Origin of the sequence: Pseudomonas sp. NPDC099000 (assembly GCF_044759925.1) — a bacterium.
GTDB lineage: Bacteria > Pseudomonadota > Gammaproteobacteria > Pseudomonadales > Pseudomonadaceae > Aquipseudomonas.
The window spans coordinates 280,880-307,528 of record NZ_JBIWAF010000001.1; the positions used below are offsets into that span (position 1 = coordinate 280,880).

26 protein-coding genes and 1 pseudogene are annotated in these 26,649 nt (G+C 58.3%); 12 read left to right on the top strand and 15 right to left on the bottom strand.

Going from position 1 to position 26,649, the window contains the following annotated elements:
• Positions 1-58: 58 nt before the first annotated feature.
• Both aguA and ACIQV9_RS01420 read left to right on the top strand, forming a co-directional pair.
• A complete protein-coding gene (gene aguA, locus ACIQV9_RS01415) occupies positions 59-1,183 on the top strand; it encodes an agmatine deiminase (RefSeq protein WP_403097180.1) in 1,125 nt (374 codons plus the stop codon).
• Positions 1,184-1,185: 2 nt separating this feature from the next.
• The gene (locus ACIQV9_RS01420; protein ID WP_403097182.1) at positions 1,186-2,283 is read left to right on the top strand and encodes an extracellular solute-binding protein; all 1,098 of its coding nucleotides are present in this window, start codon (positions 1,186-1,188) and stop codon (positions 2,281-2,283) included.
• Between the two features lie 172 nt (positions 2,284-2,455).
• On the opposite strand, the gene ACIQV9_RS01425 is transcribed toward ACIQV9_RS01420, so the two are convergent.
• The 6 genes and pseudogenes from ACIQV9_RS01425 to ACIQV9_RS01450 form a co-directional block, all read right to left on the bottom strand.
• The gene (locus ACIQV9_RS01425) at positions 2,456-3,073 is read right to left on the bottom strand and encodes a DNA-3-methyladenine glycosylase family protein (RefSeq protein ID WP_403097184.1); all 618 of its coding nucleotides are present in this window, start codon (positions 3,071-3,073) and stop codon (positions 2,456-2,458) included.
• 5 nt (positions 3,074-3,078) lie between these two features.
• A complete protein-coding gene (locus ACIQV9_RS01430) occupies positions 3,079-3,882 on the bottom strand; it encodes an isocitrate lyase/phosphoenolpyruvate mutase family protein (RefSeq protein ID WP_403097187.1) in 804 nt (267 codons plus the stop codon).
• 40 nt (positions 3,883-3,922) lie between these two features.
• Entirely contained in the window at positions 3,923-5,005 is a 1,083-nt protein-coding gene (locus ACIQV9_RS01435; RefSeq protein ID WP_403097190.1) for a bifunctional transcriptional activator/DNA repair enzyme AdaA, read from the bottom strand.
• A 64-nt stretch (positions 5,006-5,069) separates the two neighbouring features.
• Positions 5,070-5,759: an arsenical resistance protein ArsH gene (arsH, locus tag ACIQV9_RS01440; protein WP_403097193.1), complete on the bottom strand. Its 690-nt coding sequence runs from the start codon at positions 5,757-5,759 to the stop codon at positions 5,070-5,072.
• On the bottom strand, positions 5,759-6,250 hold the full coding sequence (locus ACIQV9_RS01445) for an arsenate reductase ArsC (RefSeq protein WP_403097196.1): 492 nt from the start codon (positions 6,248-6,250) through the stop codon (positions 5,759-5,761). Before ACIQV9_RS01445 ends, arsH begins: the two co-directional genes overlap by 1 nt.
• An 83-nt stretch (positions 6,251-6,333) precedes the next feature.
• A pseudogene (locus tag ACIQV9_RS01450) lies at positions 6,334-6,468 on the bottom strand (LysE family translocator); the annotation flags it as partial.
• A 267-nt stretch (positions 6,469-6,735) separates the two neighbouring features.
• On the opposite strand from ACIQV9_RS01450, the gene ACIQV9_RS01455 reads away from it, so the two are divergent.
• Both ACIQV9_RS01455 and ACIQV9_RS01460 read left to right on the top strand, forming a co-directional pair.
• Entirely contained in the window at positions 6,736-6,954 is a 219-nt protein-coding gene (locus tag ACIQV9_RS01455) for a hypothetical protein (protein WP_403097198.1), read from the top strand.
• Between the two features lie 124 nt (positions 6,955-7,078).
• The gene (locus tag ACIQV9_RS01460; RefSeq protein ID WP_403097201.1) at positions 7,079-7,387 is read left to right on the top strand and encodes a hypothetical protein; all 309 of its coding nucleotides are present in this window, start codon (positions 7,079-7,081) and stop codon (positions 7,385-7,387) included.
• 521 nt (positions 7,388-7,908) lie between these two features.
• Here the strand turns inward: ACIQV9_RS01460 and ACIQV9_RS01465 are convergent.
• The 5 genes from ACIQV9_RS01465 to ACIQV9_RS01485 all read right to left on the bottom strand — a co-directional run bounded on the left by ACIQV9_RS01465 (position 7,909) and on the right by ACIQV9_RS01485 (position 12,401).
• A complete protein-coding gene (locus tag ACIQV9_RS01465; protein ID WP_403097204.1) occupies positions 7,909-8,733 on the bottom strand; it encodes a PDZ domain-containing protein in 825 nt (274 codons plus the stop codon).
• Positions 8,734-9,004: 271 nt separating this feature from the next.
• A complete protein-coding gene (locus ACIQV9_RS01470; protein ID WP_403097206.1) occupies positions 9,005-9,508 on the bottom strand; it encodes a hypothetical protein in 504 nt (167 codons plus the stop codon).
• Positions 9,509-10,103: 595 nt separating this feature from the next.
• Positions 10,104-10,724 (bottom strand): LysE family translocator, encoded by a 621-nt coding sequence (locus ACIQV9_RS01475; protein WP_403097209.1) that lies wholly within the window; start codon positions 10,722-10,724, stop codon positions 10,104-10,106.
• 118 nt (positions 10,725-10,842) lie between these two features.
• Positions 10,843-11,271 carry a hypothetical protein gene (locus ACIQV9_RS01480; protein ID WP_403097212.1) on the bottom strand — a complete coding sequence of 143 codons (429 nt, stop codon included), beginning with the start codon at positions 11,269-11,271 and terminating at the stop codon, positions 10,843-10,845.
• A 233-nt stretch (positions 11,272-11,504) separates the two neighbouring features.
• Complete coding sequence (locus tag ACIQV9_RS01485) at positions 11,505-12,401, bottom strand: DMT family transporter (RefSeq protein ID WP_403097215.1); 897 nt, start codon at positions 12,399-12,401, stop codon at positions 11,505-11,507.
• A gap of 87 nt (positions 12,402-12,488) precedes the next feature.
• Here ACIQV9_RS01485 and ACIQV9_RS01490 point away from each other — a divergent pair, with 87 nt between their 5' ends.
• The 5 genes from ACIQV9_RS01490 (at position 12,489) to ACIQV9_RS01510 (ending at position 17,635) form a co-directional block, all read left to right on the top strand.
• Complete coding sequence (locus tag ACIQV9_RS01490; protein WP_403097218.1) at positions 12,489-13,820, top strand: PLP-dependent aminotransferase family protein; 1,332 nt, start codon at positions 12,489-12,491, stop codon at positions 13,818-13,820.
• 155 nt (positions 13,821-13,975) lie between these two features.
• Positions 13,976-14,947, top strand: a complete 972-nt coding sequence (locus tag ACIQV9_RS01495) for a tripartite tricarboxylate transporter substrate binding protein (protein WP_403097220.1) — start codon at positions 13,976-13,978, stop codon at positions 14,945-14,947.
• A complete protein-coding gene (locus ACIQV9_RS01500) occupies positions 14,944-15,438 on the top strand; it encodes a tripartite tricarboxylate transporter TctB family protein (protein ID WP_403097223.1) in 495 nt (164 codons plus the stop codon). The genes ACIQV9_RS01495 and ACIQV9_RS01500 overlap by 4 nt, the downstream gene beginning before the upstream one ends.
• Positions 15,439-15,462: 24 nt before the next feature.
• On the top strand, positions 15,463-16,971 hold the full coding sequence (locus tag ACIQV9_RS01505; protein WP_403097226.1) for a tripartite tricarboxylate transporter permease: 1,509 nt from the start codon (positions 15,463-15,465) through the stop codon (positions 16,969-16,971).
• A 76-nt stretch (positions 16,972-17,047) separates the two neighbouring features.
• Positions 17,048-17,635, top strand: a complete 588-nt coding sequence (locus tag ACIQV9_RS01510) for a LysE family translocator (protein ID WP_403097228.1) — start codon at positions 17,048-17,050, stop codon at positions 17,633-17,635.
• A 17-nt stretch (positions 17,636-17,652) separates the two neighbouring features.
• Here ACIQV9_RS01510 and ACIQV9_RS01515 read toward each other — a convergent pair whose 3' ends face one another.
• The 3 genes from ACIQV9_RS01515 to ACIQV9_RS01525 form a co-directional block, all read right to left on the bottom strand.
• Positions 17,653-21,339 carry a hypothetical protein gene (locus ACIQV9_RS01515; protein ID WP_403097230.1) on the bottom strand — a complete coding sequence of 1,229 codons (3,687 nt, stop codon included), beginning with the start codon at positions 21,337-21,339 and terminating at the stop codon, positions 17,653-17,655.
• 175 nt (positions 21,340-21,514) lie between these two features.
• Positions 21,515-22,348, bottom strand: coding sequence for an AraC family transcriptional regulator (locus tag ACIQV9_RS01520; RefSeq protein ID WP_403097233.1), 834 nt, complete (start codon positions 22,346-22,348; stop codon positions 21,515-21,517).
• A 35-nt stretch (positions 22,349-22,383) separates the two neighbouring features.
• Positions 22,384-22,881: a VOC family protein gene (locus ACIQV9_RS01525; RefSeq protein WP_403097236.1), complete on the bottom strand. Its 498-nt coding sequence runs from the start codon at positions 22,879-22,881 to the stop codon at positions 22,384-22,386.
• A gap of 262 nt (positions 22,882-23,143) precedes the next feature.
• On the opposite strand from ACIQV9_RS01525, the gene ACIQV9_RS01530 reads away from it, so the two are divergent.
• Together ACIQV9_RS01530 and ACIQV9_RS01535 are read left to right on the top strand one after the other, a co-directional pair.
• Positions 23,144-23,392 (top strand): transmembrane sensor/regulator PpyR, encoded by a 249-nt coding sequence (locus tag ACIQV9_RS01530; RefSeq protein ID WP_403097238.1) that lies wholly within the window; start codon positions 23,144-23,146, stop codon positions 23,390-23,392.
• Positions 23,392-24,546 (top strand): NnrS family protein, encoded by a 1,155-nt coding sequence (locus ACIQV9_RS01535; RefSeq protein WP_403097240.1) that lies wholly within the window; start codon positions 23,392-23,394, stop codon positions 24,544-24,546. The genes ACIQV9_RS01530 and ACIQV9_RS01535 overlap by 1 nt, the downstream gene beginning before the upstream one ends.
• Here ACIQV9_RS01535 and ACIQV9_RS01540 read toward each other — a convergent pair.
• Positions 24,543-25,460 (bottom strand): LysR family transcriptional regulator, encoded by a 918-nt coding sequence (locus ACIQV9_RS01540; RefSeq protein ID WP_403097242.1) that lies wholly within the window; start codon positions 25,458-25,460, stop codon positions 24,543-24,545. The two genes, ACIQV9_RS01535 and ACIQV9_RS01540, sit on opposite strands and share 4 nt — an antisense overlap.
• 112 nt (positions 25,461-25,572) lie before the next feature.
• Between ACIQV9_RS01540 and ACIQV9_RS01545 the strand changes: the two genes are divergently transcribed.
• Positions 25,573-26,418 (top strand): oxidoreductase, encoded by an 846-nt coding sequence (locus ACIQV9_RS01545; protein ID WP_403097244.1) that lies wholly within the window; start codon positions 25,573-25,575, stop codon positions 26,416-26,418.
• Positions 26,419-26,649: the final 231 nt, after the last annotated feature.

A 26,649-nucleotide genomic window follows, 5' to 3' on the forward strand; every position in this document is an offset into this window, starting at 1 on the left:
GAGGGCGCCGACGACCGTAGCCTGTGGTCATTCCAATCCCCGCTGATGAGGTCTGACCATGGCACGTTTGCTCGATTCCACCCCCAAACTCGACGGCTTTCGCCTGCCCGGCGAATTCGAAACCAAGGCCGGTTGCTGGCTCGGCTGGCCGGAACGTACCGACGTCTGGCGCAACGGCGCCAAGCCTGCGCAGAAAGTCTGGGTGCAAATCGTCACCGCCATTGCCCAGAGCGAACCCGTGACCGTGTGTGCTTCCGCCGCGCAATTCGCCACCGCCCGCCGCCAGTTGCCGTCTCAGGTTCGCGTGGTGGAAATGACCTGCAACGACACCTGGTTCCGCGACAGCGGCCCGTGCTTTGTGGTCAACGACGACAGTGGTGAAGTACGCGGTGTCGACTTCGAGTTCAACGCGTATGGCGGTCTCGATGGCGGCTTGTACTACCCGTGGGACAAGGACGATCAGATCGCCAGCAAAATCCTCGAAATCGAACGTTTCGACCGTTACCGCGCACCGTTGATTGCCGAACTGGGCGGCATCCAGAGTGACGGCCAGGGCAGCATCCTCACCACCGAGCAATGCCTGCTCAACCGCAATCGCAACCAGCATCTGGGCAAGGAAGAAGTCACCCGCCGCCTGACCGATTACCTCGGTGCCGAGCAAATCATCTGGCTGCCACGGGGGTGCAAGTTCGACGAAACCGATGGCCATGTCGACGACCTCGCTTGTTTTGTGCGCCCCGGTGAAGTGGTGCTGCAATGGACCGATAATCGCGATGACCCGCAGTGGGAAATTTACCAAGAGGCCTACGACATTCTGCGCAGCACCCGCGACAGCCGTGGCCGCGAGTTGATCGTGCACAAGCTGCCGCAACCGGATGTGCTGGAATGGACGGCTGAAGAGGCCGAAGGCCTGGATCAGCAAGACAGCACCCATACCCGTCAGGCCGGGACCCAAATCTGCGCGTCGTACATCAACTACTACGCCGGCAACAGCTCGATCGTTGTGCCGCTGTTTGGTGATCGCAACGATCAGGCGGCGCAGGCAACCCTGGCCGAATTGTTCCCGAAACACAAAATCGTCGGCATCGAAAACTCTCGGGAAATCCTCCTAGGCGGTGGCAACGTCGCGTGCATCACCATGCCGCAATACGCTGCGCCTGCCCGCAGCAAACAGGGAGCGTAATCATGGGCCTGCACAAACTGACTCAAGCGTTATTGCTGGTTCTTGCACCCTGGTGTGTGCAGGCCGCCGACACTGCGAAACCGGTGGTGAACCTGTACATCTGGGGCGAGTACCTGGCCCCGGATACCCTGACCAATTTCGAGAAAAAAACCGGCATCCATGTGGTGGTCGATCACTTCGATTCCCTGGAGACGGCGGAGACCAAACTGCTGACCGGACGCAGCGGTTATGACCTGGTGCTGACCGCGGGGCAACACCTGTCCCGGGCGATCCAGAGCGGGGCGATCCAGACATTGAATCTGCAACGTCTGCCGCACTTTGCCGGTGTCGGGGAAGAGTTCCGTCAACACATGGCGGCGTTCGACCCGGGCAATCGTTACGCCGGAATTTACGCTTGGGGCACCACCGGCGTCGGTTATCAGGAAGAAGCCATCAAACAGCGCTTGCCCGATGCGCCAAGGGACAGTTGGGCGATGCTGTTCGACCCGGCGGTGGTGTCGAAATTTGCCGATTGTGGGGTCAGCCTGCTCAACGATCCGAACGAGGTGTTTGCCGCAGTCATGAAGTACATGGGCCTGGACATCAATCGCCAGAACCTTGATGACCTGAAACGGGCCGAGCAACAACTGGCGAAGATCCGGCCTTACATCCGCTACTTCGACAATGACCTGAACATCAGCGACCTGGCCAACGGCAACACCTGCGTGGCGATGTCGTGGAACGGCAACGTGGCCATCGCCGCCGGGCAGGCCGAGGCGGCGAACAAACCGTTCAAGCTCAGTTACCGGATACCGAAGGAGGGCACGTTGATCTGGTTTGATGCCATGGTCATTCCCAAGGATGCACCGCACCCCGAGGCTGGGCTGGCGTTGATGGATTACCTGATGACCCCCGAGGTGATTGCGCCGATCACTGACACCATTCACTACGCCAATGCCATCACGGCGGCGGACGGGTTGATCGATCCGGCGATCCGCAATGATCCGGGGACGTATCCGTCGGCGCAGGTGCGGGCTTCGTTGTACAGCAAGAATGACAATGGCAAGGCGTTCAACCGCGCGCTGATTCGGGCGTTCAGTCGGTTGAAATCCGGGTTGTGAGCGGCTTTGAGTGATGGGGTGCATGGGCAATCGTCATCGCGGTCTGCCTGCCAGTAACCCGGCTTTGAGTGATGCGGTGAATGAAAATCGCTTTCGCGAGCAGGCTCACTCCTACAGGGGAACGCACTTCCATTGTAGGAGTGAGCCTGCTCGCGATGAACGATAACGCGGTCTACTTGCCGGTCATCCGCCACAAATACCAGGAAGCCACCGTCCGATACGGACTCCACGCCAAGCCGATCTCAACCATTTGCTTACGCGTCGGTTGCACCTCCAGCCCCTTCAGCCGCCGATACCCCTCACGCACCCCGAAGTCATCCGCCGGCAAAATATCCGGGCGCTCCAGGCTGTAAATCAGCAGCATTTCAACTGTCCAGCGGCCAACCCCGCGCAAGGTGATCAACCGCTCGATCAACGCCTCATCGTCCATCGCCAAAGCCGTTGCGTAATCCGGCACCACGCCGTCCAGACGCGCCTGCGCAATCCCTTGAATGGTCGCAATCTTGCCCCCGGAAAACCCGCAGCTGCGCAGTTGATCAAACCCTGTCGCCAGAATCTGTTCAGGCCTTGGAAACGTCGTCGACGGAAACAACGCCAGCAGCCGACCGACTATCGCATCCCCGGCCTTGGCGTGCAGTTGCTGGTAGGCAATCGCCCGCACCAGCGATTCATAAGGGTCGCGAGCTGCGTGGGGCTCATGCAGGCAGGGGCCAACGGCGGCGATGTGGCGCCGCCAGTCGTCATCAATGGACGACAGAAATGTGGTCGCGGCCAGATAGGGATCGGGCATGGCGATCAAGTTTTTCCAGCCGTTTTCAGCAGGGCATTAACTTCCCCGTATGTGAAGGCCTTGAGGTGGCTGCTGTCGAGTTTGCCGGTTTCCAGAAAACCCTTGGCCAGGGACGCCATGGCGCCATAGAGAAACTCGGCGATGCCCGAGCCGGCACTCAAGCGTCGCACGCCGAGCGCTTGCAGTTCTTCGAGCGAGGGCAGGCCCGGGAGGCCGAGCACGTTCACCGGTAACGAAGTGCCTTGGCACAGCGCCTCAATCTCATATTTCGCTGTGACGCCCGCCGCGAACAACCCATCAGCCCCCGCCGCCTGATACCACGCGGCGCGCTTGAGCGTTTCGGCGACGCGATCTTCGGCAGGCACCAGGCCCCTTAGATACACGTCGGTGCGGGCATTGACGAACAGCTTCACATTGCGCCGATCGGCAACCTGCCGGGCGACTTCGATCTTGCGTGCCAGCAACTCCGGCGGGGACGCGCCGTCCTCGATATTGATCCCCACCGCACCGGCCGCGATAACCGCCTCAACGACTTCGGCCACCCGCGTCAGGTCATCGGAATAACCGGCCTCGATGTCGATGGTCAACGGCACTGAGATCACCCGGGCGATGGATTCGACGGTCGATATCAGGCGTTCGAGGGGCAGGGCATTGCCGTCCGCATACCCATGCGCCCAGGCCACCGCCGCGCTGCTGGTGGCCACGGCTTTGCAGCCCAGTTGCTCGACGATGCGCGCCCCGGTGGCATCAGCGACGTTGGTAAGAATCAGCAAGCCGTCGTGGTGCAGTTGATGAAATTGCGTGTCCATCGAATGTCCTTCCTTATGACTTTTGCAGAAAATCAGGGGATCAGAATGCGAGTTGTCCGGTCAGCTGCACCGCGGCTTTTTCCAGCCGGAGCAAAAACGCCTTGCGCGGTTGCCCTCCACCATAGCCCGTCAACGAGCCGTCTGCACCGATCACCCGGTGGCAGGGCAACACAATCGAAAGACGGTTATGCCCGTTGGCCAGGCCCACGGCGCGACTGGCGCCGGGCTTGCCCAGTGTCGCGGCGATGCTGCCGTAGGTGCTGGTCTGGCCGTAGGGGATCTTCGCCAGTTCGGCCCAGACCTGCCGGGCGAATTCGCTGCCGGGCAAGTGCAGGGCAACGGTGAATTCGGTGAGTTTGCCGGCGAAATACTGCGCCAGCTCGGCTTCAATCTGCTGCAAATGGGCGTTATGCCCCGGCGCCACGGCATAGCCATAACGGTGCTGCAGTTCTTCGACTTCCCGGGTCAGCGCCGGTCGATCCAGAAACTCCAGCAGCACCAGCCCACGGCGTTCGGCCATGGCGATCATCGGCCCCAGCGGCGTGGTCAGGCGCGTGAACAGCAGCGGCTCACTGTTGGCCGCGCGGCCCGGCGTGATGTGGAAGGATTTTTGAAACGCATCGCGAAAACCGCTCAGGGATTCGTAACCCGAGTCGAACGCCGCGTTGTCGATGGAATCGCCCTGTTTGATCCCGCCCAAGGCCATGCCCAGGCGACGGGTGCGCAGCCAGGCGTGGAAGGTCATGCCGAAATGCTGCTTGAACCAGCGGCGCAGTTTCAGCGGCTCGATGCCCTCGGCCACCAGCTGGGCATCGGTCCAGCGCAGGTCGGGATCGCTGTCCACCGACTTGAGCAACGCCTGCACCCAGTCCGGCGCAATGGCGGCAGCGTCGAGCGGCTTGCAGCGCAGACACGCGCGATAGCCCGCCGACATGCACTCATCGGCGTGGGCGAAAAACTCGACGTTCTCCGGCTTGGGTTTGCGCGCCGTGCAACTGGGGCGGCAGAAGATCCCGGTGGTCTTCACGGCAGTAAAGAACACCCCCTCGTAGGCGGTGTCTCGTTCGAGCATGGCGCGAACCATCTCGGCGTGGGGCGGAAGCAAAGCGTTTTGTAGGTTCATGGGCTGAGCATAAGACGCGTTGAGCGACGCCTCCACCGGAAAATCGACAGGGAATTCCATTGCCTCAGATCGAGCGTTGATTGACCCGCTTCGACAGCTCTTCAGCGCTCTCTTTGCGCTCTGAATAGCGGTCCACCAGAAATTCCTCGCGGCCACGCACCAGCAACGTGAATTTCATCAGTTCTTCCATCACGTCCACCACACGGTCGTAGTACGCCGAAGGTTTCATCCGGCCAGCCTCGTCGAATTCCATGAAGGCCTTGGGCACTGACGATTGATTGGGGATGGTCAACATCCGCATCCAGCGGCCCAGCACGCGCAGTTGATTGACGGTGTTGAACGACTGGGAGCCGCCACAGACCTGCATCACCGCCAGGGTTTTACCTTGGGTCGGACGAACCGCGCCCATCGTCAGCGGGATCCAGTCGATTTGTGCCTTGAACACCGCCGACATCGAACCGTGGCGTTCCGGTGAGCACCAGACCTGGCCTTCAGACCAGAGCACCAGGTCGCGCAGTTGCTGGACTTTGGGATGGTCGCTGGGCGCATCGTCGGGGAGCGGAAGACCGGAGGGATCGAAGATCACCGTTTCGGCCCCCAACAGACGCAGAATTCGTGCGGCCTCCTCGGTCAGCAGGCGACTGAAAGAGCGCTCGCGAGTCGAGCCGTAGAGCAGCAGGATGCGTGGTTTGTGGGTGCTTTCGGTTGAAAACGTCAGCAGTTCCAGATCGAGATTGGGCAAGTCGTCGTTCATCAAATGGCTCCGATGCGGTCCAGTTCGGTTTTCAGATCGGCGTCCGAAAGGTTTTTCAGGTCCAGCGCGAAGAAGGCTGCAAACCGTTGTTTGATCGTGTTGACGGTGGCGTCAAACGCGGCCTGAATCGCTTGCTCGGTGCCATGCACGTCCGACGGATCGGCCAGGCCCCAGTGGCTTTTGATCGCCGGGCCGAAATACACCGGGCACGCTTCCCCGGCGGCTTTGTCACAGACGGTGATGACGATATCGGGCGGGGAGTCGGCGAACACCGAGGAGTCTTTGCTGTAGAGGCCTTCGGTCGAGATACCGAGGGTGTGCAATGTTTGCACGGCTTGGGGGTTGAGCCGGCCGCTGGGGAAACTGCCCGAACTCACTGCCTCAAAACCTTCGGGAGCCAAATGATTGAACAGCGCTTCGCTCAACACACTGCGGCAGCTGTTGGCGGTGCACATGAAGAGAACTTTGGTGGGAGAGGGGAGTGGGCTCATCGCTGAAAGCTCGTATATATGGATATCCGAATATACGGATGCTCGACCGAGTTGCCAACTCCCTTTTACGTGCCGTTACCTGCGGCGTAGGCGCTGATGGCGATCCATTCCAGCATCAGGAACAACGCGCCGAGCAGTGCAAATTGCGGCGTCACGGCGCGGGTCGGGTCGATGGACTGGGGTAGGAGTTCGGGGAGGATTAGGATCGCCTTGGGTGATCTGAATCGCTACTGATTTTGTAGACACCTTAAAGGTCAGCTACTGGCCGTTCTCTGCCGGTCGTCATTCCCACGTGCGCTGGTCAAGTCGGCTGCAAATAACTGGTCAGTTGTGATGCAGAGGGGGGGCAAGTCCGTGCAACTCCAAAAGCTCAGCCGCCCGCTGGGCTTTTTACTGCCCGCTCATCTGCTCAGTCGCACACTTTTCACCTGCCAAATTCAAACTATTACGGCCCAGAAAAGCTGGACCTCATTGGTGAGGTGGGTATGTCTACCGATTCGAGTTTTCAAAACCAAACACAAGGTTCTGTTCCATCCAAGCCTGAGCCAGGTTCAGATGAGCCGACGCTAGATCCAGACGATCCGAACAAATACGATCCGTTGAAAAATCCAAACGATGATCGTCCAGAAGACTGGAAGGATCCTGGTGAGAGGACTACCCCAGAGGCGGATGAACAGACACCGCTTTCTGACGATAGGAGATAGGAGAGAAAGCCCGGCCAGTGAGCCGGGTTTTTCTTCTCCGTTCGTCCACTGCGCTGCACTTGTAACGCTTTGCCGTTTCTCATGTTCAGCACGGACATCCCGCGCATCAGTACGGAGGTTCAGCATGGACATTGACGAGAACGCACCTGGCAACAAATCACAGCAGCCCGAAACGCGCACGACGGACAACGAAACCGGCCATGAACCCAAGAGGGACGAGCCCGAAGTTCCGCTGCCTCCAGACGACGAGGCTCCTGTCGACGAAGACATGACTGACGTGGATGTAAATAACTCGGTGTCGAGTGAGCATCCAGAAGCTGGACAGAGCGGTCGAGTCGATAACCCTGACGCCGACCCACAGATGGACGATCAGGACGAAAACGATAAGGAAGCTCGCGGTATGCCTGCGAGTGACCCTGAATCAGGTGCCTGAATTAGTTCGGATGACTTCCGATGCCCGCTCAACGCGGGCTTTTTTACGCCTCGAGTTTACCTGTAGCCAGGGCAGCCCCTGGGAAGGCCTGGAAGTCGATGGCCGGATAGTGCGACGTACGGAATCAACACCGGAAGCCCCCGCACCCTGACCTAACATGCTTTCGGGGAGTGCGAGACGGGATCAGCGAGACCGATGCAATAGGGCGTTGGCCCCGTGAACGTCTTCGGCAGACAGCGGGATTTAGAGCAGTGAATAGCCGCTGGGTTCGTACACGCGTCTAATGCCTGCTTTTGGCCGACAGCTGCCCGTCATGAAGGTCAGAAATCGGCCAAAAGCGGACGTTTGCAAGCGACCGATAACAGCCAGAAGCGCTCTTCCACTTGAAGCAAATGTCACGCGGAATATTCGTTAATGATACAAACTACCAAGCCCCGAATACTCAGGGCTTGGTTATATATAACGTGGCGGCGCCTAAGCTTTTCGGACTTATTATTCGACGAACAGATAGGCCGGATACCTCAGGATTGACTGTTAAACTGAATACTTTTTGTGATTGTTTTCCCGTTGCGACTTAGGGTGACATCAACTTTCTTGCCTAGCCTTGTTGCAATCATGGTGCTTAAGTGATTAGTGTTTTTTATCTTTTCGTTGTCAAGTGCTTCCAGTATATCCCCAACTAGAATATCTGCATTGTAAGCAGGAGAGTCATCAGTGAGCATGATTGCTCTAACGCCATAATTTGACTGTCGCTCTTGGCGTTCCTTGTCCGTCAGGTCCGCTGTGTTAACTCCAAATATGACTGTCCGCTTTATAAAATAAACGGCGGCGTAATCTGCCCGATGTTCTGTTGTCGGGACGTAATCGGTGGTTGTGGTGATCGTCGTCCCCGTCCCTTTGACGATGGCATTGGTGCGGCCGGGAGCGCCCATCAGCAGCGCCGATCCTTCTGTTGTACTGATCGTGGGTTTTACGACCGCTGTCGAAGTTGCATAACTGCCCGTGTATCGAGGGCTCCTGATGACAATTAGATCGGCCTTAACGGCTTTTGCTTGATCGACTGCAAATTTTTCAGGAATGGGTTGGGGGCTGTTGAACGATGCTTTGCCAATAGCTATATAGCCTCTGCGAGCCCACATATCCAGCCGTTCTTGTCCTTGCTCAGGGCTTACGTTATCGACTACTGGGATTTCTGGTGGAGGGGTAGATCGAAATTTTGCTATATTTTCGGGAGTGGATCCGTTCAGAGCGGAGTAGTGATTTGTGTACGGGTTGTTGTTTGCACAGCCAGATAGCGCGGCATAAAAAAAAGCTAACGCAATAAACTTGGTTGCGTGTTTGTTCACTTTTCTCTTCCCTATACTTGTTTAGGTATTCCAAATTTTCAGCGATGGCAATTTAACATGATTTCAATACACTCCGTATAGAGCGGGCGAGGACGAAGTGGACGACGCAGCGGACATCCGTCACGTTCGTCAGAGCTTTTCAGGTAGACAGTGGACATCCTGAACGTCGCTGATTCCTCAGTAGCTAGTAATCCGACGACGTACGGCCCGTTAGCACGATCCCCTTGGACAAACGAAATTCCAGTGACCGCTCATGGCCGATTTCTGCCTGTCACGACCCGCGGTAAATTTCGGTATGAATAATTTGAACGGGGCTCTCCAGGGCCGCAAGGAAGTCGTGTTCACCCGCAGCTCCCCACCATGGGACAGATACAACGCCTCCGAGGTCTCTTAGCTGCCGCAGTAGCTCCAACAATGAGTAGATCTGATCTTGTCCCCACTGAGCCCCCATCCGATAGTCCAATGTGAGGCTATTAGTGAAAACATAAACACCAAGGTCAGGTATTTCACCCCGGGTGCCGTACAGCCCACCGAGAACGACGTAGAACGCCTCTGCTGCTCCTGAGCTTACAAGCAAAGCATCCTGAGGGCCTGAGAATGGCTTCCCTCTTTGGGATGCTTTGATCCAAATATAGCCGCCGTCAACAGTGACATTTTTCGCGCCATGATCGAACAGATATTGAAATGCCTGCGGTACAAGCGACGAGTCTGAATACGTCACCTCAACCTCAGGGAGCGATCCATCGTCAGTTGCAAAGTATTCGGAAAAACTCATATGGCGTGCCTAACGTTTGCAAGGGACGGGGCATTTCCGATAAGCCAATGCCCTAGATGATTGTGCGGTGCCGGCCAGGGGTGAGCCGATCTGTCGTTATTAACTTAACAAAACTGATTGCGAGCGGATGGTTGTTTTGGGCGGGAAGGGATGGTTCTGAGGGGTAGCTTTCGAGCCATTGCAGTCATTTAGCGGCAATTTTCACAACCGCTGATAAGACCGTTTGCGAGATCGCGCCGGCGCGTCTCTCCGAAAGGTCGGCCTTGCGGTAACCATCGACTAAATGTTGCTTCATGACTCGAAGGTCGCGAGATAAGCGGCCTGTGAGTCATGAAGTCCGCGCGCTATGCTGAGTGCATGTTTGATGACCCACAGTTCCTATCAGCAGAACCGGAGGCGATAGCTTTGGTACCGTGCCCCGGGATGGGACAACTGGTCGGGTCGGTGATTCGTGCAGCTGGCGTTGCCATGCTTGACTCCCTGTCAACGAATTTAACGGGGGACGACTGTATCAGACTTGCTCTGAAAAATGGCTCGCGAAGCGGGGCATAAGACGAGCTGAGCGACGGCTCCACCGGAAAATTTGCCCTGGAACTCAGGCCCGACGCGCCATCAACAGCACCGAAGCCGCCGCCGACAACAACCCCGCGCAGCAACGGTTGAACATCCGCTTGCCCCGAGGCTCGGCAAACCAGCGGCGCATGTGCAGGCCCATGTAGGCGTAGGCGCTGATGGCGATCCATTCCAGCATCAGGAACAATGCGCCGAGGAGCGCGAATTGCGGCGTCACCGCGCGAGTCGGGTCGACGAACTGGGGCAGGAAGGCGGTAAAGATCAGGATCGCCTTGGGGTTGCCGGCCGCCACCAGAAACTCCTGTCGCGCCAATGCCAATACGCCAACCGACGTTCCCGTCACCGTTTTCTCGACCCCCGGATCAGCACGCCACAGTTGCCACGCGAGGTAAAACAGATATGCCGCGCCGACAATCTTGATGCCGTAGAACAGCAACTCGGACGTTTGCAGCACCACCGCCAACCCGGCCGACGCCAAGGCAATCATCCCGGCAAACGCCAACAACCGCCCGATCCCGGCCACGCAGGAGATGCGGTAGCCGTAGCGGGTCGAGTTGCTGACCGACAACAGATTGTTGGGTCCCGGCGCCATGTTCAAGGCGAAGCAGGCGGGGAGAAACAGCGTGAGCGTGGCGAGGTCCATGACAGGTCTCCGGTAGCGAGAGCGGTATTTTTATCATGGACGGCGAGGGGCTTTCCCCGTACAGCGGTGGACGCAAGTCGCCGTACAATTTTGTCGAATGTCGCCGGGCTCGTTTGCTTTAGCCACTGATAAATTCAAAATTCCCGATGATACGAATGACGTCTTCGGTGTAATATTGCATTAGCATCAAGTCGAAATTAGCCTTGGTGTTATTTTTGTCTTCACTAATCGTGAGTGTCAAATTTCCGCCGAGACTAACAAATAAATGCCCACCTTGATCATACACAACATGTATTTGTGATTTATCGCCTGAGTCCTTGATCTTTATGAGGTGTGTTCCTGGACCATGATCGTTGACAATGTAGAATCTTAAAGTTTGATCGCCGTTGTCTGATTTTTTAGCTGCCCATTCAGTAGCTTGAAAATAGCCTGGCAGTATGTCGATATATTTGAAGCTTGATGTTGCGAATTTTTCATATGGGACGTTGTAGAGGGTAATGTCGGCTGTAATACTATTGCTTGCGTCTCTCTGAGTTATTGTACTCATTGCGGAAGTCCTTTTACGTAGTGTTTAAATTTTAGTATGTGCGGTGACAGCTATATAAGACGCGCAACGAAAATGGCGGTCTACTGTCATTTATTACAGGTGCTGAGAAATTTCGACAGACGGTAGTAATAGATACTGAAAAAGGAAACAACTCGGGTGCCGGTGTTGTAGACACCCAAGCCCCTATACCGATAAGGCAGCGGGTCGCTGTTTACCTTTGCGCCTGAGTAATGTTACCTCGCAAACCTCCTCGCACCCCCCACACACAAAATCACCGCAACGGTAACCCCCAGCATGCCGACGCTGACCTGCTCGTGAAGCAACGTGGCCGCCAGCGCCAATCCAAAAAACGGCTGAAGCAGCTGCAATTGTCCAACGGCGGCAATCCCCCCTTGGGCCAGCCCGCGATACCAGAATACGAAGCCGATCAGCATGCTGAAGAGCGACACATACGCCAGGCTCAACCAGGCCGGCGCACTGATACCTGAGAACGAAGAGGGCGTCAGCCACCAGGTTAGCGGGGCCACAATCGGCAGCGACAATACCAGCGCCCAGGAAATCACCTGCCAGCCGCCCAGGGTTTTGGATAGCTTCGCCCCTTCGGCATAACCGAGGCCGCAGGCGAGGATGGCCAACAGCATCAGGATGTCGCCCGTTGGCGACGCGGTCAGGCCCTGGGACACGGCGAAGCCGACCACCAGCAGGCTGCCCAGGACCGAGAACAACCAAAATGCCGGCCGGGGACGCTCGCCACCGCGCAACACGCCGAATGCGGCGGTCGCGAGCGGTAACATGCCGACGAAGACAATGGAGTGCGCGGACGTCACATATTGGAGCGCCAGTGCCGTCAGCAGCGGAAACCCGACCACCACGCCCAGCGCGACGATGACCAAGGGCAGGAACTGGTGTCGCGCAGGACGCTTTTCCTTGAACAGCCACAAAATGCACAGCGCCAACACGCCGGCGATGGTGGCTCGGGCGACGGTCAGAAAGACCGGGTCGAATTCCAGGACGGCCACCCGTGTCGCCGGCAGCGAACCGCTGAAGATCAGCACGCCGATGAGTCCATTGATCAACCCGCTGGTGTTTTTTTCCATGGTCTGGTGTTGCAGCTTCGATGTGCGTTCCATTTTAAGTTCACTCAGTCGGGTTGCATTCAGCGCATCGTATGGCCGACTATCGATACAATCAAAAAATTGTCATGGATACATTCCGCTATGCCTCGCTCCCGGTACAAGTCGCTGGTGGACGCCTTTGCAGCCGATATTCGTTCAGGGCGTTTGCCACCCGGTACGCGCCTGCCGACTCACCGTTTGCTCGCCGCCAGTCACGGCTTGGCCTTGGTCACTGCCAGCCGGGTCTATGCAGAGCTGGAGGCCATGGGCCTCGTCAGTGGCGAAACGGGGCGCGGAACCTTCGTCCGGGAGACTTCGCTGCCGCCCAGCCTGGGCATTCATCAGCCCAACGTTGCGGCGGGGATGATCGACCTCAATTTCAACTACCCCTCAGTGCCGGGGCAGGCCGATCTGCTGCGCAATGCCTTGCGTCAGCTCGCGTTGTCCGGTGATCTGGAATCCCATCTGCGTTACCAACCGCATGCGGGGCGCCTGCACGAGCGGGCATCGGTCGCCCGCCATCTGGGGGCGCGCGGGCTGACGGTACAGGCCGAGCAGGTGCTGCTCGTCAGTGGCGCTCAGCATGGATTGACGGTGGCGCTGATGGCGCTGCTGCAACCGGGGGATGTGATCGCGGCGGACGCCTTGACCTATCCGGGGTTCAAGGTGCTGGCTGAGACGCTGCATCTGGAAGTCATGCCTATCCCTGGCACTGACACCGGGCCGGATCTGGATGCGCTGGAAAAACTCTGCCGGAGCCGATCGGTGCGAGCCGTCTACACCATGCCGACGCTGCACAATCCGCTGGGATGGGTGATGGCCGCCGATCAACGTGAACGCCTGGTGGCGATTTCGCGCCAGCATGACCTGCACATCATAGAGGACGCTGCCTACGCGTTTCTGGCGGAGGATTCGCTGCCACCCATTGCACAAATGGCCCCCGAAAGAACGGTGTACGTTTCAGGGTTTTCCAAGAGCGTCGCCACCGGCCTGCGCGTCGGATTCATCGCTGCGCCCCTGCAAACCGTGCCCGCACTGGAGCGCACGGTCAGGGCGACCACCTGGAATACCCCCGGGGTGATGACGGCGATTGCCTGTGCGTGGATCGATGACGGAACCGTCAGCCAGCTCGAAGCGCAAAAGCGTGCAGACGCACAGGCCCGTCAGGCCGTGGCCGACGAGCATTTGGCCGGCCTGCACTTCGTGCGCCATCCATCCTCCTACTTTATCTGGCTGCCCTTGTCGGAAGACGCACGGGCCGACCAGATCGCCATGGCGTTGATGCGCGAGCAGGTGGCGGTATCGACCGCCGAACCCTTTGCCACCTCCGTCCATGTGCCGCACGCGATCCGTCTGGCGCTGGGCTCGGTGGACATGGGCGCGCTTGGCGTGGCGCTGGAGAAAGTGAAGCGGGTGGTGGGGGCTTATACGTAGAGAAATCATTGCCTGGGTGTGATCACTTCGCTAGCCAGACGCCAATAACCACAACCATGACCTACGCTTGTTCACAGACGCATGTTCAGTGAGCTGGGTTTGCTCCTGAGCGAGATTCAATCGGTACCCACAAAAACAAGATAGGGAGACTCCTAATGCGCGCATTGCTCCGTCGATTCAGCCGCTCCATTGTGGTAGCCATTACCGCTGCCGCACTGACTACACCGGTGTTTGCGCTGGACACCGTCAAGTTCATGGCCCCCGGCTCGGTCGGTGGCGGTTATGACCAGACCGCACGGGACCTGGGCAAAGCCCTGGTTGAGGCCAAGGCAGCCAAATCCGTCACGTTCGAGAACAAGGGGGGCGCCGGCGGTACGCTCGGGCTGGCGCAGTTTGCCAACAGCACCAAGGGTGACCCGAATGCGCTGCTGGTGGTCGGCGCGATCATGGTCGCGGGCATTGAACAGAACAAACCGCAAATTACCTTGAAGGACGTGACCCCGATCGCCCGGCTGTTTACCGAATACAACGTGATTGCCGTGCGCAAGGAGTCCGAGTTCAAAACCCTGGAGGACTTGCTGAAAGCCTTCAAGGAAAAACCGTCCAGCATCACGTGGGGCGGTGGCTCCAAGGGCTCGATCGATCACATCGGGATCGCCGATCTGGCCAGCAAAATGGGAATTCCCGTCAACAAGGTGAACTACGTGGCGTTCGCGGGTGGGGGTGAAGTGGTTGCTCAGGTACTGGGTGGCCAGATCAAGGTCATCACCGGTGGTTATGCCGAGCTGGGCCAATACATCCGCAATGGCCAGTTCCGGGTGCTCGCCATCGGCGCGCCCGAGCGGGTTGCCGGCATCGATGCGCCCACGCTGAAAGAGAGTGGCTACGACGTGATCATCGGCAACTGGCGCGGTGTGTACGGTGCCGCGGGCCTCACCCCCGAGCAGCGCAAGGAAGTGACTGACGCCGTCCTCGCCGCTGCCGAAAGCAAAGGCTGGAAAGCCAATGTCGAGACCAATAAATGGGCACCCAACGTGCTGACTGGCGATGAGTTCGGCAAATTCGTCGACGAAGAACACGTGCGGCTGCGTGCGATGCTGGTCGAGGTCGGGTTGATTGCGAAATGAACCAGACTCGTAAAATCGTGCCGGTACAACTGGCGATTGGCATCGGTGTGGTCGCCATCAGTGCCGTGTTGGCGCTAGGCGCCTCCCGCTTTCCTGAGGAGATGGGGTTCGTCATCCTCGGCGCTCACGTCTATCCCTACGCATTGGCGGTGTTCCTCGGCGTCGTCGGCCTGTTGCTGTGTTATCAGGCCGTCACCGGTGGTTTTCGCGAGTTGGCCGATCACGATGACGAGTCTGCCAAAGCGCTGCCCGGCGGCAAACTGGGCGCCGCCTGGGTGACGGCGGGATTGTTGGCCGTGGCCGTGCTGATCAACCTTATCGGGTTCGTCCTGGCGGCCGGGTTGCTGTTTGCCTGTTCGGCCAGGGGGTTTGGCAGTCGCCGTCCGGTGCGGGACCTGGCCATCGGCATTGCCTTGACGCTACCGATTTACTGGCTGTTCAACGCCGGGCTCGGGGTTTCCCTGCCGCCCTTGATCAACGCCTGGCTCTGATCCCGGCCCAAGGAGATAAACACGGTGGATATTCTCTCAAGCCTGGCCATCGGTTTTGCCGCCGCGCTGACCCCGATCAATCTGATGTGGGGATTTATTGGCTGCTTGCTCGGCACGGCGATCGGTGTCTTGCCGGGAATCGGGCCGGCACTGACCGTTGCGCTGCTGTTGCCGATCACCGCCAAGGTCGACCCTACCGGGGCGCTGATCATGTTCGCCGGGATCTATTACGGCGCTCAGTTCGGCGGCTCGACCACGTCCATCCTGCTCAATACTCCCGGTGAGTCGTCGTCCATGGTCACTGCCCTGGAAGGCAACCTCATGGCCCGTAACGGACGGGCAGGGCCGGCGCTGGCGACGGCGGCCATCGGATCGTTTGTCGCCGGTACCATTGCGACGGTCCTGCTCACCTTGTTTGCGCCCATTGTTGCCACGTTGGCGCTCAACTTTGGTCCGGCGGAGTATTTTGCGATCCTGGTGTTGTCCTTCACGACCGTGTCGGCGGTGCTCGGCGCGTCGATGCTGCGGGGGTTCGCTTCGCTGGGGATTGGCCTGACCATCGGCTTGATCGGCCTCGACTCGACCTCGGGCATTGCCCGTTACACCCTGGGCGTGCCGGAGTTGGTCGACGGCATCGAAGTGGTGCTCGTGGCGGTTGGCCTGTTTGCCGTGGGCGAGGCGTTGTACAGCCTGCTGTATCACAAAGAAGAGGCGTCCGGTCGGCACCGGCTGACGTCTTTGTGGATGACGCGCTCTGACTGGAAGCGCTCGATACCCGCCTGGTTGCGGGGCACGCTGATCGGTTTCCCTTTCGGTTCGATTCCGGCCGGTGGCGCGGAAATCCCGACCTTTTTGTCCTATTCCGCCGAGCGCAAGCTGAGCAAGTTTCCGAAAGAGTTCGCGGGGAACAAGGGTGAGGGCGCCATCGAGGGCGTTGCCGGTCCCGAGGCCGCCAACAATGCCAGCGCCACCGGTTCCCTGGTGCCGCTGCTGACGCTGGGTATTCCGACCTCCGCCACGGCGGCGATCCTGTTGGCCGCGTTCCAGAACTACAACCTGCAGCCGGGGCCGATGTTGTTCCAGACCTCGGGCGATCTGGTCTGGACCCTCGTGGCCTCTTTGTACATCGGTAACGTCATCCTGCTGGTCTTGAACCTGCCGTTGGTGGGGTTGTGGGTCAAGCTGTTGCAGATTCCCCGACCGTACCTGAACGCCGGCATTCTGGTGTTCGCCACCATCGGCGTGTACGGCATGCGCCACTCTTCGTTCGACCTGCTGCTGATGCTCGCAATCGGTTGGGGTGGGGTGCTGATGCGGCGCTTCGATTTCCCCGTCGCGCCAGTGATCGTGGGCATGCTGCTTGGCCCAATGGCTGAAAAACAGCTGCGCAACGCGTTGTCCATCAGCGAGGGCGACTGGATGATCTTTCTGACACAACCCATCGCCGCGTCGTTCCTCGCGCTGACGCTTCTGGTCTTGCTCGTGCCTCATCTGCTGCACGCTCGGGGCATCAAGTTGCACGAGGATGATTAGGCAGTTTTCTTCAATACGCAGGGCAGGGCGCTCAGTACCTTGGGCGCTGGTTTTCCTGAATTGAAGAAGGTGTGCGATGAGTCTGATTATCTCCATGGCGACATTTGCGTTGGTCGCTTCGATAACGCCCGGGCCGGTGAACATTGTCGCGTTGAGTTCGGGGGCGCAGTTCGGTTTTCGCGCCAGTCAGCGGCATGTGGCCGGGGCTACGTTGGGTTTTGTTTTATTGCTGGTGTTGATGGGCCTGGGGCTGCATGAGGTGTTGCGCGTTTGGCCGGCGTTGACGCAGGTGGTGCAACTGGCGGGCGTGGCGTTTCTGTTGTTCATGGCCTGGAAGCTTGCGGCGGACGATGGTCGCATCGACGCGAAAGAGTCGCGCCGGGCACCGTCGATGCTGTACGGCGCGGTGATGCAATGGCTCAACCCGAAAGCCTGGCTGGCTTGTGTGGCGGGCATGGGCGCCTTCGTCGCGGACGGCGAGGCGCGGTTGGTCTGGCAGTTTGCGGCGGTGTATCTGGTGATTTGCTACGTGTCGGTGGGGTGCTGGGTGTATGCCGGAACTTTCCTGCGGGGTTATCTGAATAACCCGGCAGGAATGCGCTTGTTCAACCGGATCATGGCGCTATTGCTGGGGGCAAGTGCCGTGTATCTGCTGGTTTCCTGACCCCCAGGCAATTCACCTCAATCGAGGCCGTGCAGCAAGCTGAACTCGTTTTTTGTCAGCGGAGTGAAGCGGTTGTTTCGCAGTTGGCTGATGGCATACAGCGCGCGGCCGGTGCGGCCATTGCCGTCGCCCAAGCCGTGGAAACCCACGACGGTTGCCAGCAAATGTTTGTCGAAGTACTCATGGCCGGTGTCCAGCGTTTTCAGGTGCTGTTCCATTGCCGCGAAGCCACTGATGTTGCTGGCGTACTTCCTGTCATTGACGGCAATGCGCACGACGTCAGAGGTCGCAGGGGCAATTCGTGCGTGCACCTCTTTGATCACGGCCGGATCGGTCAGCGGTTTGTTGTTGCCTGCATAGTCGCGCAGCACCTGAACGATGCTGTCAACGTCATTACCGGGGGAGGTCGAGCCGTTCACAATCCAGGCGCCAGCCCTCTGCGAATTATCCGTAAAGCCATTCGGGTTGAACGTTGCTTCCGCCATGGCCTGGTTAAACGGCGCTTTGCCCAGATCCTGCTTCAGCACGTTTTGCTGGTAGCCCTTCATGTAAGTGACGTTTTTTACTTCGAACTGGGCATAGGTCGCCAGCGTGTCGGCATAACCCTGGGCACCCGATGCGGAGCGCGCGCTGGTGTAGCCAAATTGAGATTTGTCCAGGACAGCCGCGAACAGGTCATCGACCGCCGTTCGGCCGATCAACGCCTCCAGATCTTGCGCTTGCTTGAATTGGGTCGCCGATTCGATGACCGCTTTATTGAACAGATGCTCCAGTTCGAGGTGGTTTGCACCCTCGGGGATGCGAATGTTCTTGTCCCCCAGACGGGCGACAATCTGTTCGACCGTCTGAATGCTGTCGTCCTTGAACAGCGCACGCCCATGGGCAACCGAGTCCAGCGACATGCGAAGCCGGGGCGCCGCGCCGGTATGGTCGACGGCCTTGATCAAGTTGTAGCTGTTGGCACCGGTTATATAACGCAATTGCTGTCTGGCCGCGTGTGAAGCCGAGAGGGCGCTGCCGCTCAGTTTCGTCACGCCCCTGCCGAGTAACTTGACGCCACCCTTGAGCAGTTGCGGTACACCGCTGAGGGGATTAAAAAGACTGACGGCAGTGCTGGCCACGACTTTGGATGAAGACAGCAGTTTCGAAACCAGGGTCACGGCTTTGGCGCTGATAGCGGCAATTCTTACGCCGATCACGGCGAAGGAAATCAGCAGGACCGCTGCATCCATAACGCAACCCAGAAGGGCGCCCCGTTGTTTTGATGGAACCCCCGATGTCAGATCCTCTACGCAGCCTTTGAACGGAATGATCAGGTTTAGAATTACATTAAATACAGCATCGTTCTTTTTAATTGCTTTTTCGCGTTGCGTCGAGTCGAACCCCAGTTCCTTCAATTCATTTTCGGTGAAGTGAGGGTTCTTCTCAGCAATAAGGGTGCTGATAGTTTTCTTGCGTTCAGAACGAAAGTAGCGATTCGGCGATGTGGAGTCTGCGCCATTTGTCGATGCCTTGTGCTCCCCGATCTTGAGAATGAATAGATCAGAGCGCGCGTTATTGCGCGGCTCTATGTTTTCTTTGTAGGCGCGCATGTCCAGCGGCGCTCTTAGTAGTTCTTTCTGATTAACAAATGTTGCTTCGGTTGCAAAATCATCCGCCGTCAGGAGGGGCCGGAACATCTCGCTGAGCTCCTCGTTAAACGTGCATTCCATTCGCATTGGGAAAAGTTGATAGCAGCGAATTTTTGAATCAAGTATTGCGCAGAGGAGAACGCCATAACGACCGGTTTTACCAGGCAATGGAGTTAGAGGTCTAGCAGCCCCTACGGGGTTAGGTAGATCCGGAAAACGGGTAGTTGTGTGTTCTTGTACGCAATAGATACCTAAGTGGCTATCTTCAATAAACTGCCTGTCCAACGGTCGCACTTGTGACAATGCGATATTTATCGTGGCAGATATCGCCTCCCTCATTGCGTTGTGATGGTTATGAATGGCGTGTTCATATAAGTCAGCCACGGGGTGCAGACGGGTCAAGTCAGGAAATGTCTGGTAAATGCTTTTACCTGTTAAGCGGTCCCAATCCTGGCTATCAAGTTCATCACCCATATAAAGGTCAAGAACCGACACCTTTCTTCCGGCGCCTCCACCTGTTCCGCGATGCTTGACCAGGAGTTCGTCTGGGTCGCATTCAGGCACTTGAGAGGTCAGTTCTTTCAGCGCTAAAGGTTTGCGGTGGGGCAGTGGCTCGTCCAGTTTGCTCAGAGCACTCGTCATCTTGTCGACATGCAGTCGATACTCTTCCAGCGCGAGGGTGACGGCCTCCTGACTCAGATTATCTTCAGCGTCCCGGGCAATAAGCCTGTTCATCAATGCCCAGGTAATCACCGGATCAGTCGAGTGCGAGGCAAACAATTTGGTCAGTTCCGGGGTCAGTTCCGAGACGCGTACGAACCCGAGCAAGTGCTGATAAGTCATGCTTCGAGAAGCGCCCGGAACAATCGATTCGGCAAAATGGACGGCTTGGGTGAATACAACCCAGCCGGGCGTTCCAAGGCGCAGTTCGGGCGGCAGATCACGGACCAGATATTCCGGCGCCATGCCGCCGAGGATCAGTTCTGCCACCAGCGGCGCAAAGAGTTCATGGAGTTTGCATGCAGAAACCAGATGCCGTTCAAGTTGCGTGCGTACCTCAGCCGGACTGGCCAGCAAGTAACGTTTCGAGTAGAGGTCGAAGCCGGCAAATGTGGTATTGGCCCGATCAGCGTCGGGGTCCAGGTCAAGCAGTATCGCCGCAATGATCAGTTGCTCAATGAACTGCTCTGTGGGTTTGGGGCCCGTTTCATCGGCGAACCATCCCAGGGCTTCGATGTACGCTTGCCCGTTGTCGGAGGCCCACGCGGCGATGTCGATCAGCCTTGCCATACGGTAGCCTTGGCTGGTGGGCAATCCATCGGCGGAGCCGCTTTCGAGTCTCAGCGAATCGCCAAGCAGTGCCACCAGAGGGACTTCACCTGCGGTTTGCTCCTCGGAGACTCGCCGAATGATTGCACGGCTGTCTTCCATAAGTTTGAACGGTGAGTCTTCCGGGACATCCAGCAGTTGCCAGTAATCTTGATACGCAGGGCTGTCCGGCAGTGTTGAGTGATTGATCAAGTCGATCAACTCTTTCGCGCTTTCTACGGTGCCAGGCAGTGGCAAGCCGTGAACACGCAACCACTGACTGACCGCCATTTTCTCGGTGGAGGTCACCCACCCACCGGTCAACTTGGCCATGCTTGCCAACAGTTGAAGGTCTTCCTCGAACGATTCAAGACCGGCGATAGAGTGAGTGATGTCGGTACGGGCAGAGAAGTAGCCGACGGTGACAATGTCGGAATCGACGGTGCGGCTGCTGACGTTCTCATGGGTGAAATAGAGATGACCCAACTCATCGACTTGAAAAGAACTTGTCGGGGGGATGGATTGTTCGGAGCGGATCTTTAAAAAGTCAGGATGGCGGATAAGCCTCGAAAGACACATTGCGGCGGGGCGATGCAAGTTATCCAGGTGGGAGTCGGTCATGCGGGTGACCGATAAGCGGTCCCACGACCACCCGATGGTTTCCATAACATCTTCATCACTGAGGAAACCGGCAATAACGTCAGTGACTGCTTGTTTCTCTTGTTGGTTGTTGGAATTAAACAGATTGTTATATGAATTGCTCAAGTGAGAAGCTCCATCTTCTGGTGTTTAGTTTGGGTGTGGCTTGGGGCGGGAGTTTAAATAAGAGGGCGCTGCGCTGTCATTTTAGTTATATGTCTTTGTATGTTTATTAGAGCGGGTGAGGTTCGCATAATTGCTATGCAAATTAATAAAGTTCTAACGAATTAACATTATTGGCTTAGCCGCGATACTGTCCCGGCGTCGCTGCCAGGTGCTGTTTGAATACCCGCTGAAAATGCGCCTGATCGGCAAAACCCGCTTCCAGTGCTACTTCCGCAATCAACTTGCCGCTGCGCAATTGATCACGGGCGAACTGGATACGCCGGTTGACCAGAAAGGCATGGGGCGTCATGCCGTAATGGTGCTTGAAGGCGCGAATCAGGTAGGACGGCGACAGTTGAGCCACGTCGCAAATGTCCTCGAGCTTGAGTGGGTGTGTGCAGTTGTCACGAATGTAGTCGGCGGCCCGTTCCAGCTTGAAATTGGGTTCACGCAGCGCTTGATCGATCGGGTTGAGTCGCTGTTGCACATCGGTAAAAAACTCCACCGCCGCACTGTGTTTGCACAACACGTCCTGCCAGGGATCAACCAGTATTTCGTACAAATTGTTGAGGCCGGCGAACAGGTTGCCATCGCGGGTGTGGGTGATGGAAAACCGCCTGAAGGTTGAGTCCTGGCTGAAACCGAGCTGATGTTGCAGATCGGTCAGCCAGGGCGTCTCGACGTACAGCATCAGGTACGACCACGGCTGGTCGTCGATCGGATTGCAGGCATGGACATCATCAGGGTTCATCAACACCACGGTGCCGGCGCTGACCTGGAATTGCGCTTGCTCATGGAGGTAGGTGCTGCGCCCGGCGGTGATCGCACCGATGGAAAAGTGCTCGTGGGAATGCCGGGTGTAGCAGACCTCGCGGCCGTCGGCGATGGAGCGGGCCTCGATGAAGGGCAGGGCATCGTCACGCCAGAAGCGGGGTGCTGTGTCAGCGTCTTTGGCAATGGTGGGCTTCATCGTCAATGTCCTCGGCAGGCCAGCAACGGAGTGTATTAGCTCTCGCCGTCAAAGGCTCGCTGCAAGGCGGCAATGTCGAGTTTTTTCATCTGCATCATGGCTTGCATGGCACGTTGTGATTTTTTCGTGTCGGGGTCTTTCAGCATGTCCATCATCGCGACCGGCACGATCTGCCATGACAAACCGAACTTGTCCTTGACCCAGCCGCACTGCTCGTTCTCCGGATGGGCGGAAAGCGAGCCCCAGAAATAGTCGACTTCTTCCTGGGTCTGGCAGTTGACCTGAAATGAAATCGCTTCGCTGAACGTGAACAACGGGCCGCCATTGAGGCCCGTCATGGGCTGCCCATCGAGTTCGAAACTGACTGTCAGCACCGAGCCTTCAGGCATGCCATGCACCTCCTGGCCGGCCTTGCCGTAATGAGTGATGGCAGTGACCTTCGAGTGATCGAAGATCGAACAGTAAAACTTCGCTGCCTCTTCGGCCTGATTGTCAAACCAGAGGCAGGGAGTCAGTTTTTGCACGCGTTGCATGGCGGTGCTCCTCTACGGATTCTCATGCTGGATTATCAGCGTAGCCAGCCTGTAGTCGATTGACTGGACCGTAGATCGACATTTGCCCTCAGGTATTGGTGCGATGGAGTCAAAATGACAATGGTTTGAGTCATATAGACTATTCTCGAAAGTAGTCGTTATGACTCATGTCGCTTCAGGATGCTGATTTGAAAGGACTAAAAAACTGGCACGGGACTTGATAAGTAAAACGTACAACTGAACTGCTTCAGGAGTACGGAAAATGTTCGATTTCTTCAGCAATCCTCAGAACGTTCTGCACCTGTCGAGTCGCGTGCTCGGAGCTGGCCTGGCGCTGCTTTTGGCGGGCATCTACGGCGCGTATCTCTACGACGGCCATGTGCCAATCGTGGCACTGGTGACGATGCATGCCATGACCATCATCGGGCCGACCTTGCTCAAGATCGGCTACGTGATGCGACTGCTGGCCCAGCATCGGTTAAGCAAAGGTTTGGCCAGGGCGGTGGCCTGATGCGCAGACTCGCCGCTGCCCCCATCTTCAGTCTCGGCTTTCGACCATTCTTTCTGGCAGGTGCAGGGTTCGCTGCGATCGCGGTGGCGATCTGGGCATTTTGGCTGTACGGACGACTGCCCGGTGCGCAACCTGTCGGCGGGATGCTGGCCTGGCATCGCCATGAAATGCCGTTCGGTTTTGCCACGGCGATCATTGCCGGGTTCCTGCTGACGGCCGTGCCGAACTGGACAGGGCGCCCCGGTCTTAACGGCTGGCCCTTGATGGGGCTGGTGCTGGTATGGCTGCTGGCGCGACTGGCCTGGTTACTGCCCGTTCCCGATAGCCTGTTGCTGATGTTGCAAGTGCCGTTTCTACCGCTGCTGGCCTGGGCGATCGGACGGGATCTGGTGGCCGCCGGCAAGCGCGATAACTCCCCGATACTGCTGGTCATCACGTTAATGGCCAGCTGTCAGGCCATGACGTTGTGGGGCATCGCGATCGATGACGCGGGTCTGCAACGGCGTGGCGTGTTGGCAGCCTTGTGGCTGGTGGCGGCGCTGATGACGGTGATTGGCGGGCGAGTCATTCCCTTTTTCATCCAGCGTGGCTTGAACCGTCCTGCAGCACCCGCTGCGCACGCGTGGCCGACCAGAGTGTTGTTGCTGAGCAGCCTGGTCGCGGCGATGTCCTTTGCGGGCGGCTTGAACGATGTGCTCAGACCTTGGCTGGCCACGTTATTTCTGCTGATGGGCGCGTTGCACGGGCTGCGGTTGTGGCGCTGGCATGATCGGGGTATCTGGCGCGTGCCGCTGCTCTGGTCGCTGTACCTCGCTTATGCCTGGCTGGTGGTTGCCGCGCTGGCGATGGCGTTGTGGCACGCGGGCTTGATGCCGCAACAAAGTCTGGCCACGCACGCCTTGGCGGTCGGCGGTATCGGCGGGTTGATTCTGGCGATGATTGCACGGGTCAGCCTGGGTCATACCGGACGACTGTTGCAGCCGTCGAACTCCGTGGTGCTGGGGTTTGCCTTGCTGGTGATCGCCGGTATTAGCCGGGTGTTTTTGGTGCCGTTTTCCGGGTGGGGGTTGGGCCTTTCGGCGCTGCTGTGGAGCAGCGCTTTCGCACTGTTTCTCATGCACTACACCGGCATCCTGCTCAAGCCGAGGCGCTAACGCCCGAGGCCACCACGATCAGCGATCCACTGCGTGGCCATGTCGATGAAGGCGCGCAGTTTCGGTTGAGTCTGGGTACGACTGGGGAAGTACAGGTACAACGCCGAACTCAGCGGCACAAACGGCTGCAGCACTCGCTCCAGCTGACCGTTCGCCAGCTCGTCGATGATCTCCAGATTGCAGGCGTAAGCTAATCCGAGCCCGTTTCGGGCTGCGGAGATCAGTAACTTGCGATCATTGACGATCACGCCACTCTCGACGCCCACCGTGAAGTCTCGCCCTTCGCGGCGAAACTCCCAGCGATGCGCGCTGCCGGAGTTGGCGAAGCGGAAGCCGATGCACTCATGCCGGGTCAGTTCTTCCGGGCTGAGCGGGTTGCCGGCCTTGGCGAAGTAGGCCGGCGAACCCACCACCGACCATTGCAGGTCCGGTGTCAGGCGCACGGCGATCATGTCTTTCTCGATGGACTCTCCCAGCCTGATCCCGGCATCGAAACCGTTCTCCATCAAGTCGACCGTGGCGTCGTCCAGCGAAATGTCGAGGCTGACTTGCGGGTAAGCCTGGCGAAACAGCGGCATCAGCGGCTCGATCAACAACGCGCCGGACAGGCGTGGTGCGGTGATGCGCAGCGTCCCCATCGGTTGGTCGCGAAAACCGCTGAGCACCGCCAGCGCCTCGTCGATTTCACTGGCCGCCGGACGCAAACGGGCGAACAGGCTGGCGCCGGCCTCGGTCAACGCCACCCGGCGTGTGGTGCGCTGGAACAGCAACACGCCGGTGCGCCGCTCCAGCAGTTTGATCGCGTGGCTGACCGCCGTGGGCGTCACCGCCAACCGGGTGGCGGCAAGGGTGAAGCTTTTGTGCTCGGCCACCGCCAGAAACTCGGTCAAGCCATCGAAAGGATCGTGATTCATATCGGCGCCATTATGAAAGACAGATTCATAGTGCTTGTAACACGAGGGCATTTTTCCGACCAATCTTCCTGCGTACCTTGTGCTCACCCCAACCCAAACAAGGAACACGATCATGACTACTTCCCACACCTTCAAACGTGTCTGGCTCATCACTGGCGCTTCGCGCGGTATCGGCGCCAAGATCGCGGCCGCCGCACTGGCCAATGGCGACGCGGTGGTGGCCACTGCCCGCGATGCCAGCAGCGTCACCCAACGTTTTGGCACTCAACCCGCGTTGCTCGCCGTGTCCCTGGATGTCACCAACGAAGCGCAAGGCGTTGCGGTCGCCAAGGCTGCCATCGACCACTTCGGGCGCATCGACGTGCTGGTCAACAACGCCGGCTTCGGCTTGCTGGGCGCGGTGGAAGAAGCCAGCGCCGATGAAGTGCGGCGCGTGTACGAGACCAACGTCTTCGGCTTGCTGAACATCACTCGCGCCGTGTTGCCATACATGCGTGCCGCCCGCAGTGGGCATGTGATCAACCTGTCTTCGGTGGGCGGTTACGCGTCGGGCCCCGGCTTTGGCGTCTACTGCTCGACCAAGTTTGCCGTCGAAGGTCTGAGCGAGGCGCTGCACGCCGAGTTGGCGCCGGTGGGAGTCAAAGTCACCGTGGTTGAGCCGGGATACTTCCGGACCGAATTCCTCGAGGGCAATTCCCTGGTCCAATCCCCGTCCACGATTACCGACTACGACAGCACGGCAGGTGAGGTGCGCAAAATTGCCAAGGCCGTGACCCTGAACCAGCCGGGCGACCCGGACAAGCTCGCCCAGACCATGATCACCCTGGTGGAAGCGAAAAAGGCACCGCTGCGCTTGCCGCTGGGCAGTGACTGCGTCGCGGCGATCGAAGCCAAGAACGCCTTCGTCGCCGATGAGTTGCAGACCTGGCGCGAAGTGTCGGTGTCCACCGATTTCTAAGCCCCATCACGGTCTGTAGCTGCCGTTGTGGCGAGGGGATTTATCCCCGTTCGGCTGCGAAGCAGTCGTAAAACCTGTGATCGCGGTTTGCCTGAAACACCGCATCGTCTGATTTCACGACTGCTGCGCAGCCGAACGGGGATAAATCCCCTCGCCACAACGGCAGCTGCAGAGCGCGCCATTCCAGTCTTTTTCATGTGACCGGTGGTCGATGAACCGGTCTCCCCCGGC

Excerpts from the sequence above, each read along its gene's own strand:
- aguA (WP_403097180.1), top strand. The coding sequence starts at position 59 with ATGGCACGTTTGCTCGATTCCACCCCCAAACTCGACGGCTTTCGCCTG.
- ACIQV9_RS01420 (WP_403097182.1), top strand. The coding sequence starts at position 1,186 with ATGGGCCTGCACAAACTGACTCAAGCGTTATTGCTGGTTCTTGCACCC.
- ACIQV9_RS01425 (WP_403097184.1), bottom strand. The coding sequence starts at position 3,073 with ATGCCCGATCCCTATCTGGCCGCGACCACATTTCTGTCGTCCATTGAT.
- ACIQV9_RS01430 (WP_403097187.1), bottom strand. The coding sequence starts at position 3,882 with ATGGACACGCAATTTCATCAACTGCACCACGACGGCTTGCTGATTCTT.
- ACIQV9_RS01435 (WP_403097190.1), bottom strand. The coding sequence starts at position 5,005 with ATGAACCTACAAAACGCTTTGCTTCCGCCCCACGCCGAGATGGTTCGC.
- arsH (WP_403097193.1), bottom strand. The coding sequence starts at position 5,759 with ATGAACGACGACTTGCCCAATCTCGATCTGGAACTGCTGACGTTTTCA.
- ACIQV9_RS01445 (WP_403097196.1), bottom strand. The coding sequence starts at position 6,250 with ATGAGCCCACTCCCCTCTCCCACCAAAGTTCTCTTCATGTGCACCGCC.
- ACIQV9_RS01455 (WP_403097198.1), top strand. The coding sequence starts at position 6,736 with ATGTCTACCGATTCGAGTTTTCAAAACCAAACACAAGGTTCTGTTCCA.
- ACIQV9_RS01460 (WP_403097201.1), top strand. The coding sequence starts at position 7,079 with ATGGACATTGACGAGAACGCACCTGGCAACAAATCACAGCAGCCCGAA.
- ACIQV9_RS01470 (WP_403097206.1), bottom strand. The coding sequence starts at position 9,508 with ATGAGTTTTTCCGAATACTTTGCAACTGACGATGGATCGCTCCCTGAG.
- ACIQV9_RS01475 (WP_403097209.1), bottom strand. The coding sequence starts at position 10,724 with ATGGACCTCGCCACGCTCACGCTGTTTCTCCCCGCCTGCTTCGCCTTG.
- ACIQV9_RS01480 (WP_403097212.1), bottom strand. The coding sequence starts at position 11,271 with ATGAGTACAATAACTCAGAGAGACGCAAGCAATAGTATTACAGCCGAC.
- ACIQV9_RS01485 (WP_403097215.1), bottom strand. The coding sequence starts at position 12,401 with ATGGAACGCACATCGAAGCTGCAACACCAGACCATGGAAAAAAACACC.
- ACIQV9_RS01490 (WP_403097218.1), top strand. The coding sequence starts at position 12,489 with ATGCCTCGCTCCCGGTACAAGTCGCTGGTGGACGCCTTTGCAGCCGAT.
- ACIQV9_RS01495 (WP_403097220.1), top strand. The coding sequence starts at position 13,976 with ATGCGCGCATTGCTCCGTCGATTCAGCCGCTCCATTGTGGTAGCCATT.
- ACIQV9_RS01500 (WP_403097223.1), top strand. The coding sequence starts at position 14,944 with ATGAACCAGACTCGTAAAATCGTGCCGGTACAACTGGCGATTGGCATC.
- ACIQV9_RS01510 (WP_403097228.1), top strand. The coding sequence starts at position 17,048 with ATGAGTCTGATTATCTCCATGGCGACATTTGCGTTGGTCGCTTCGATA.
- ACIQV9_RS01520 (WP_403097233.1), bottom strand. The coding sequence starts at position 22,348 with ATGAAGCCCACCATTGCCAAAGACGCTGACACAGCACCCCGCTTCTGG.
- ACIQV9_RS01525 (WP_403097236.1), bottom strand. The coding sequence starts at position 22,881 with ATGCAACGCGTGCAAAAACTGACTCCCTGCCTCTGGTTTGACAATCAG.
- ACIQV9_RS01530 (WP_403097238.1), top strand. The coding sequence starts at position 23,144 with ATGTTCGATTTCTTCAGCAATCCTCAGAACGTTCTGCACCTGTCGAGT.
- ACIQV9_RS01535 (WP_403097240.1), top strand. The coding sequence starts at position 23,392 with ATGCGCAGACTCGCCGCTGCCCCCATCTTCAGTCTCGGCTTTCGACCA.
- ACIQV9_RS01540 (WP_403097242.1), bottom strand. The coding sequence starts at position 25,460 with ATGAATCACGATCCTTTCGATGGCTTGACCGAGTTTCTGGCGGTGGCC.
- ACIQV9_RS01545 (WP_403097244.1), top strand. The coding sequence starts at position 25,573 with ATGACTACTTCCCACACCTTCAAACGTGTCTGGCTCATCACTGGCGCT.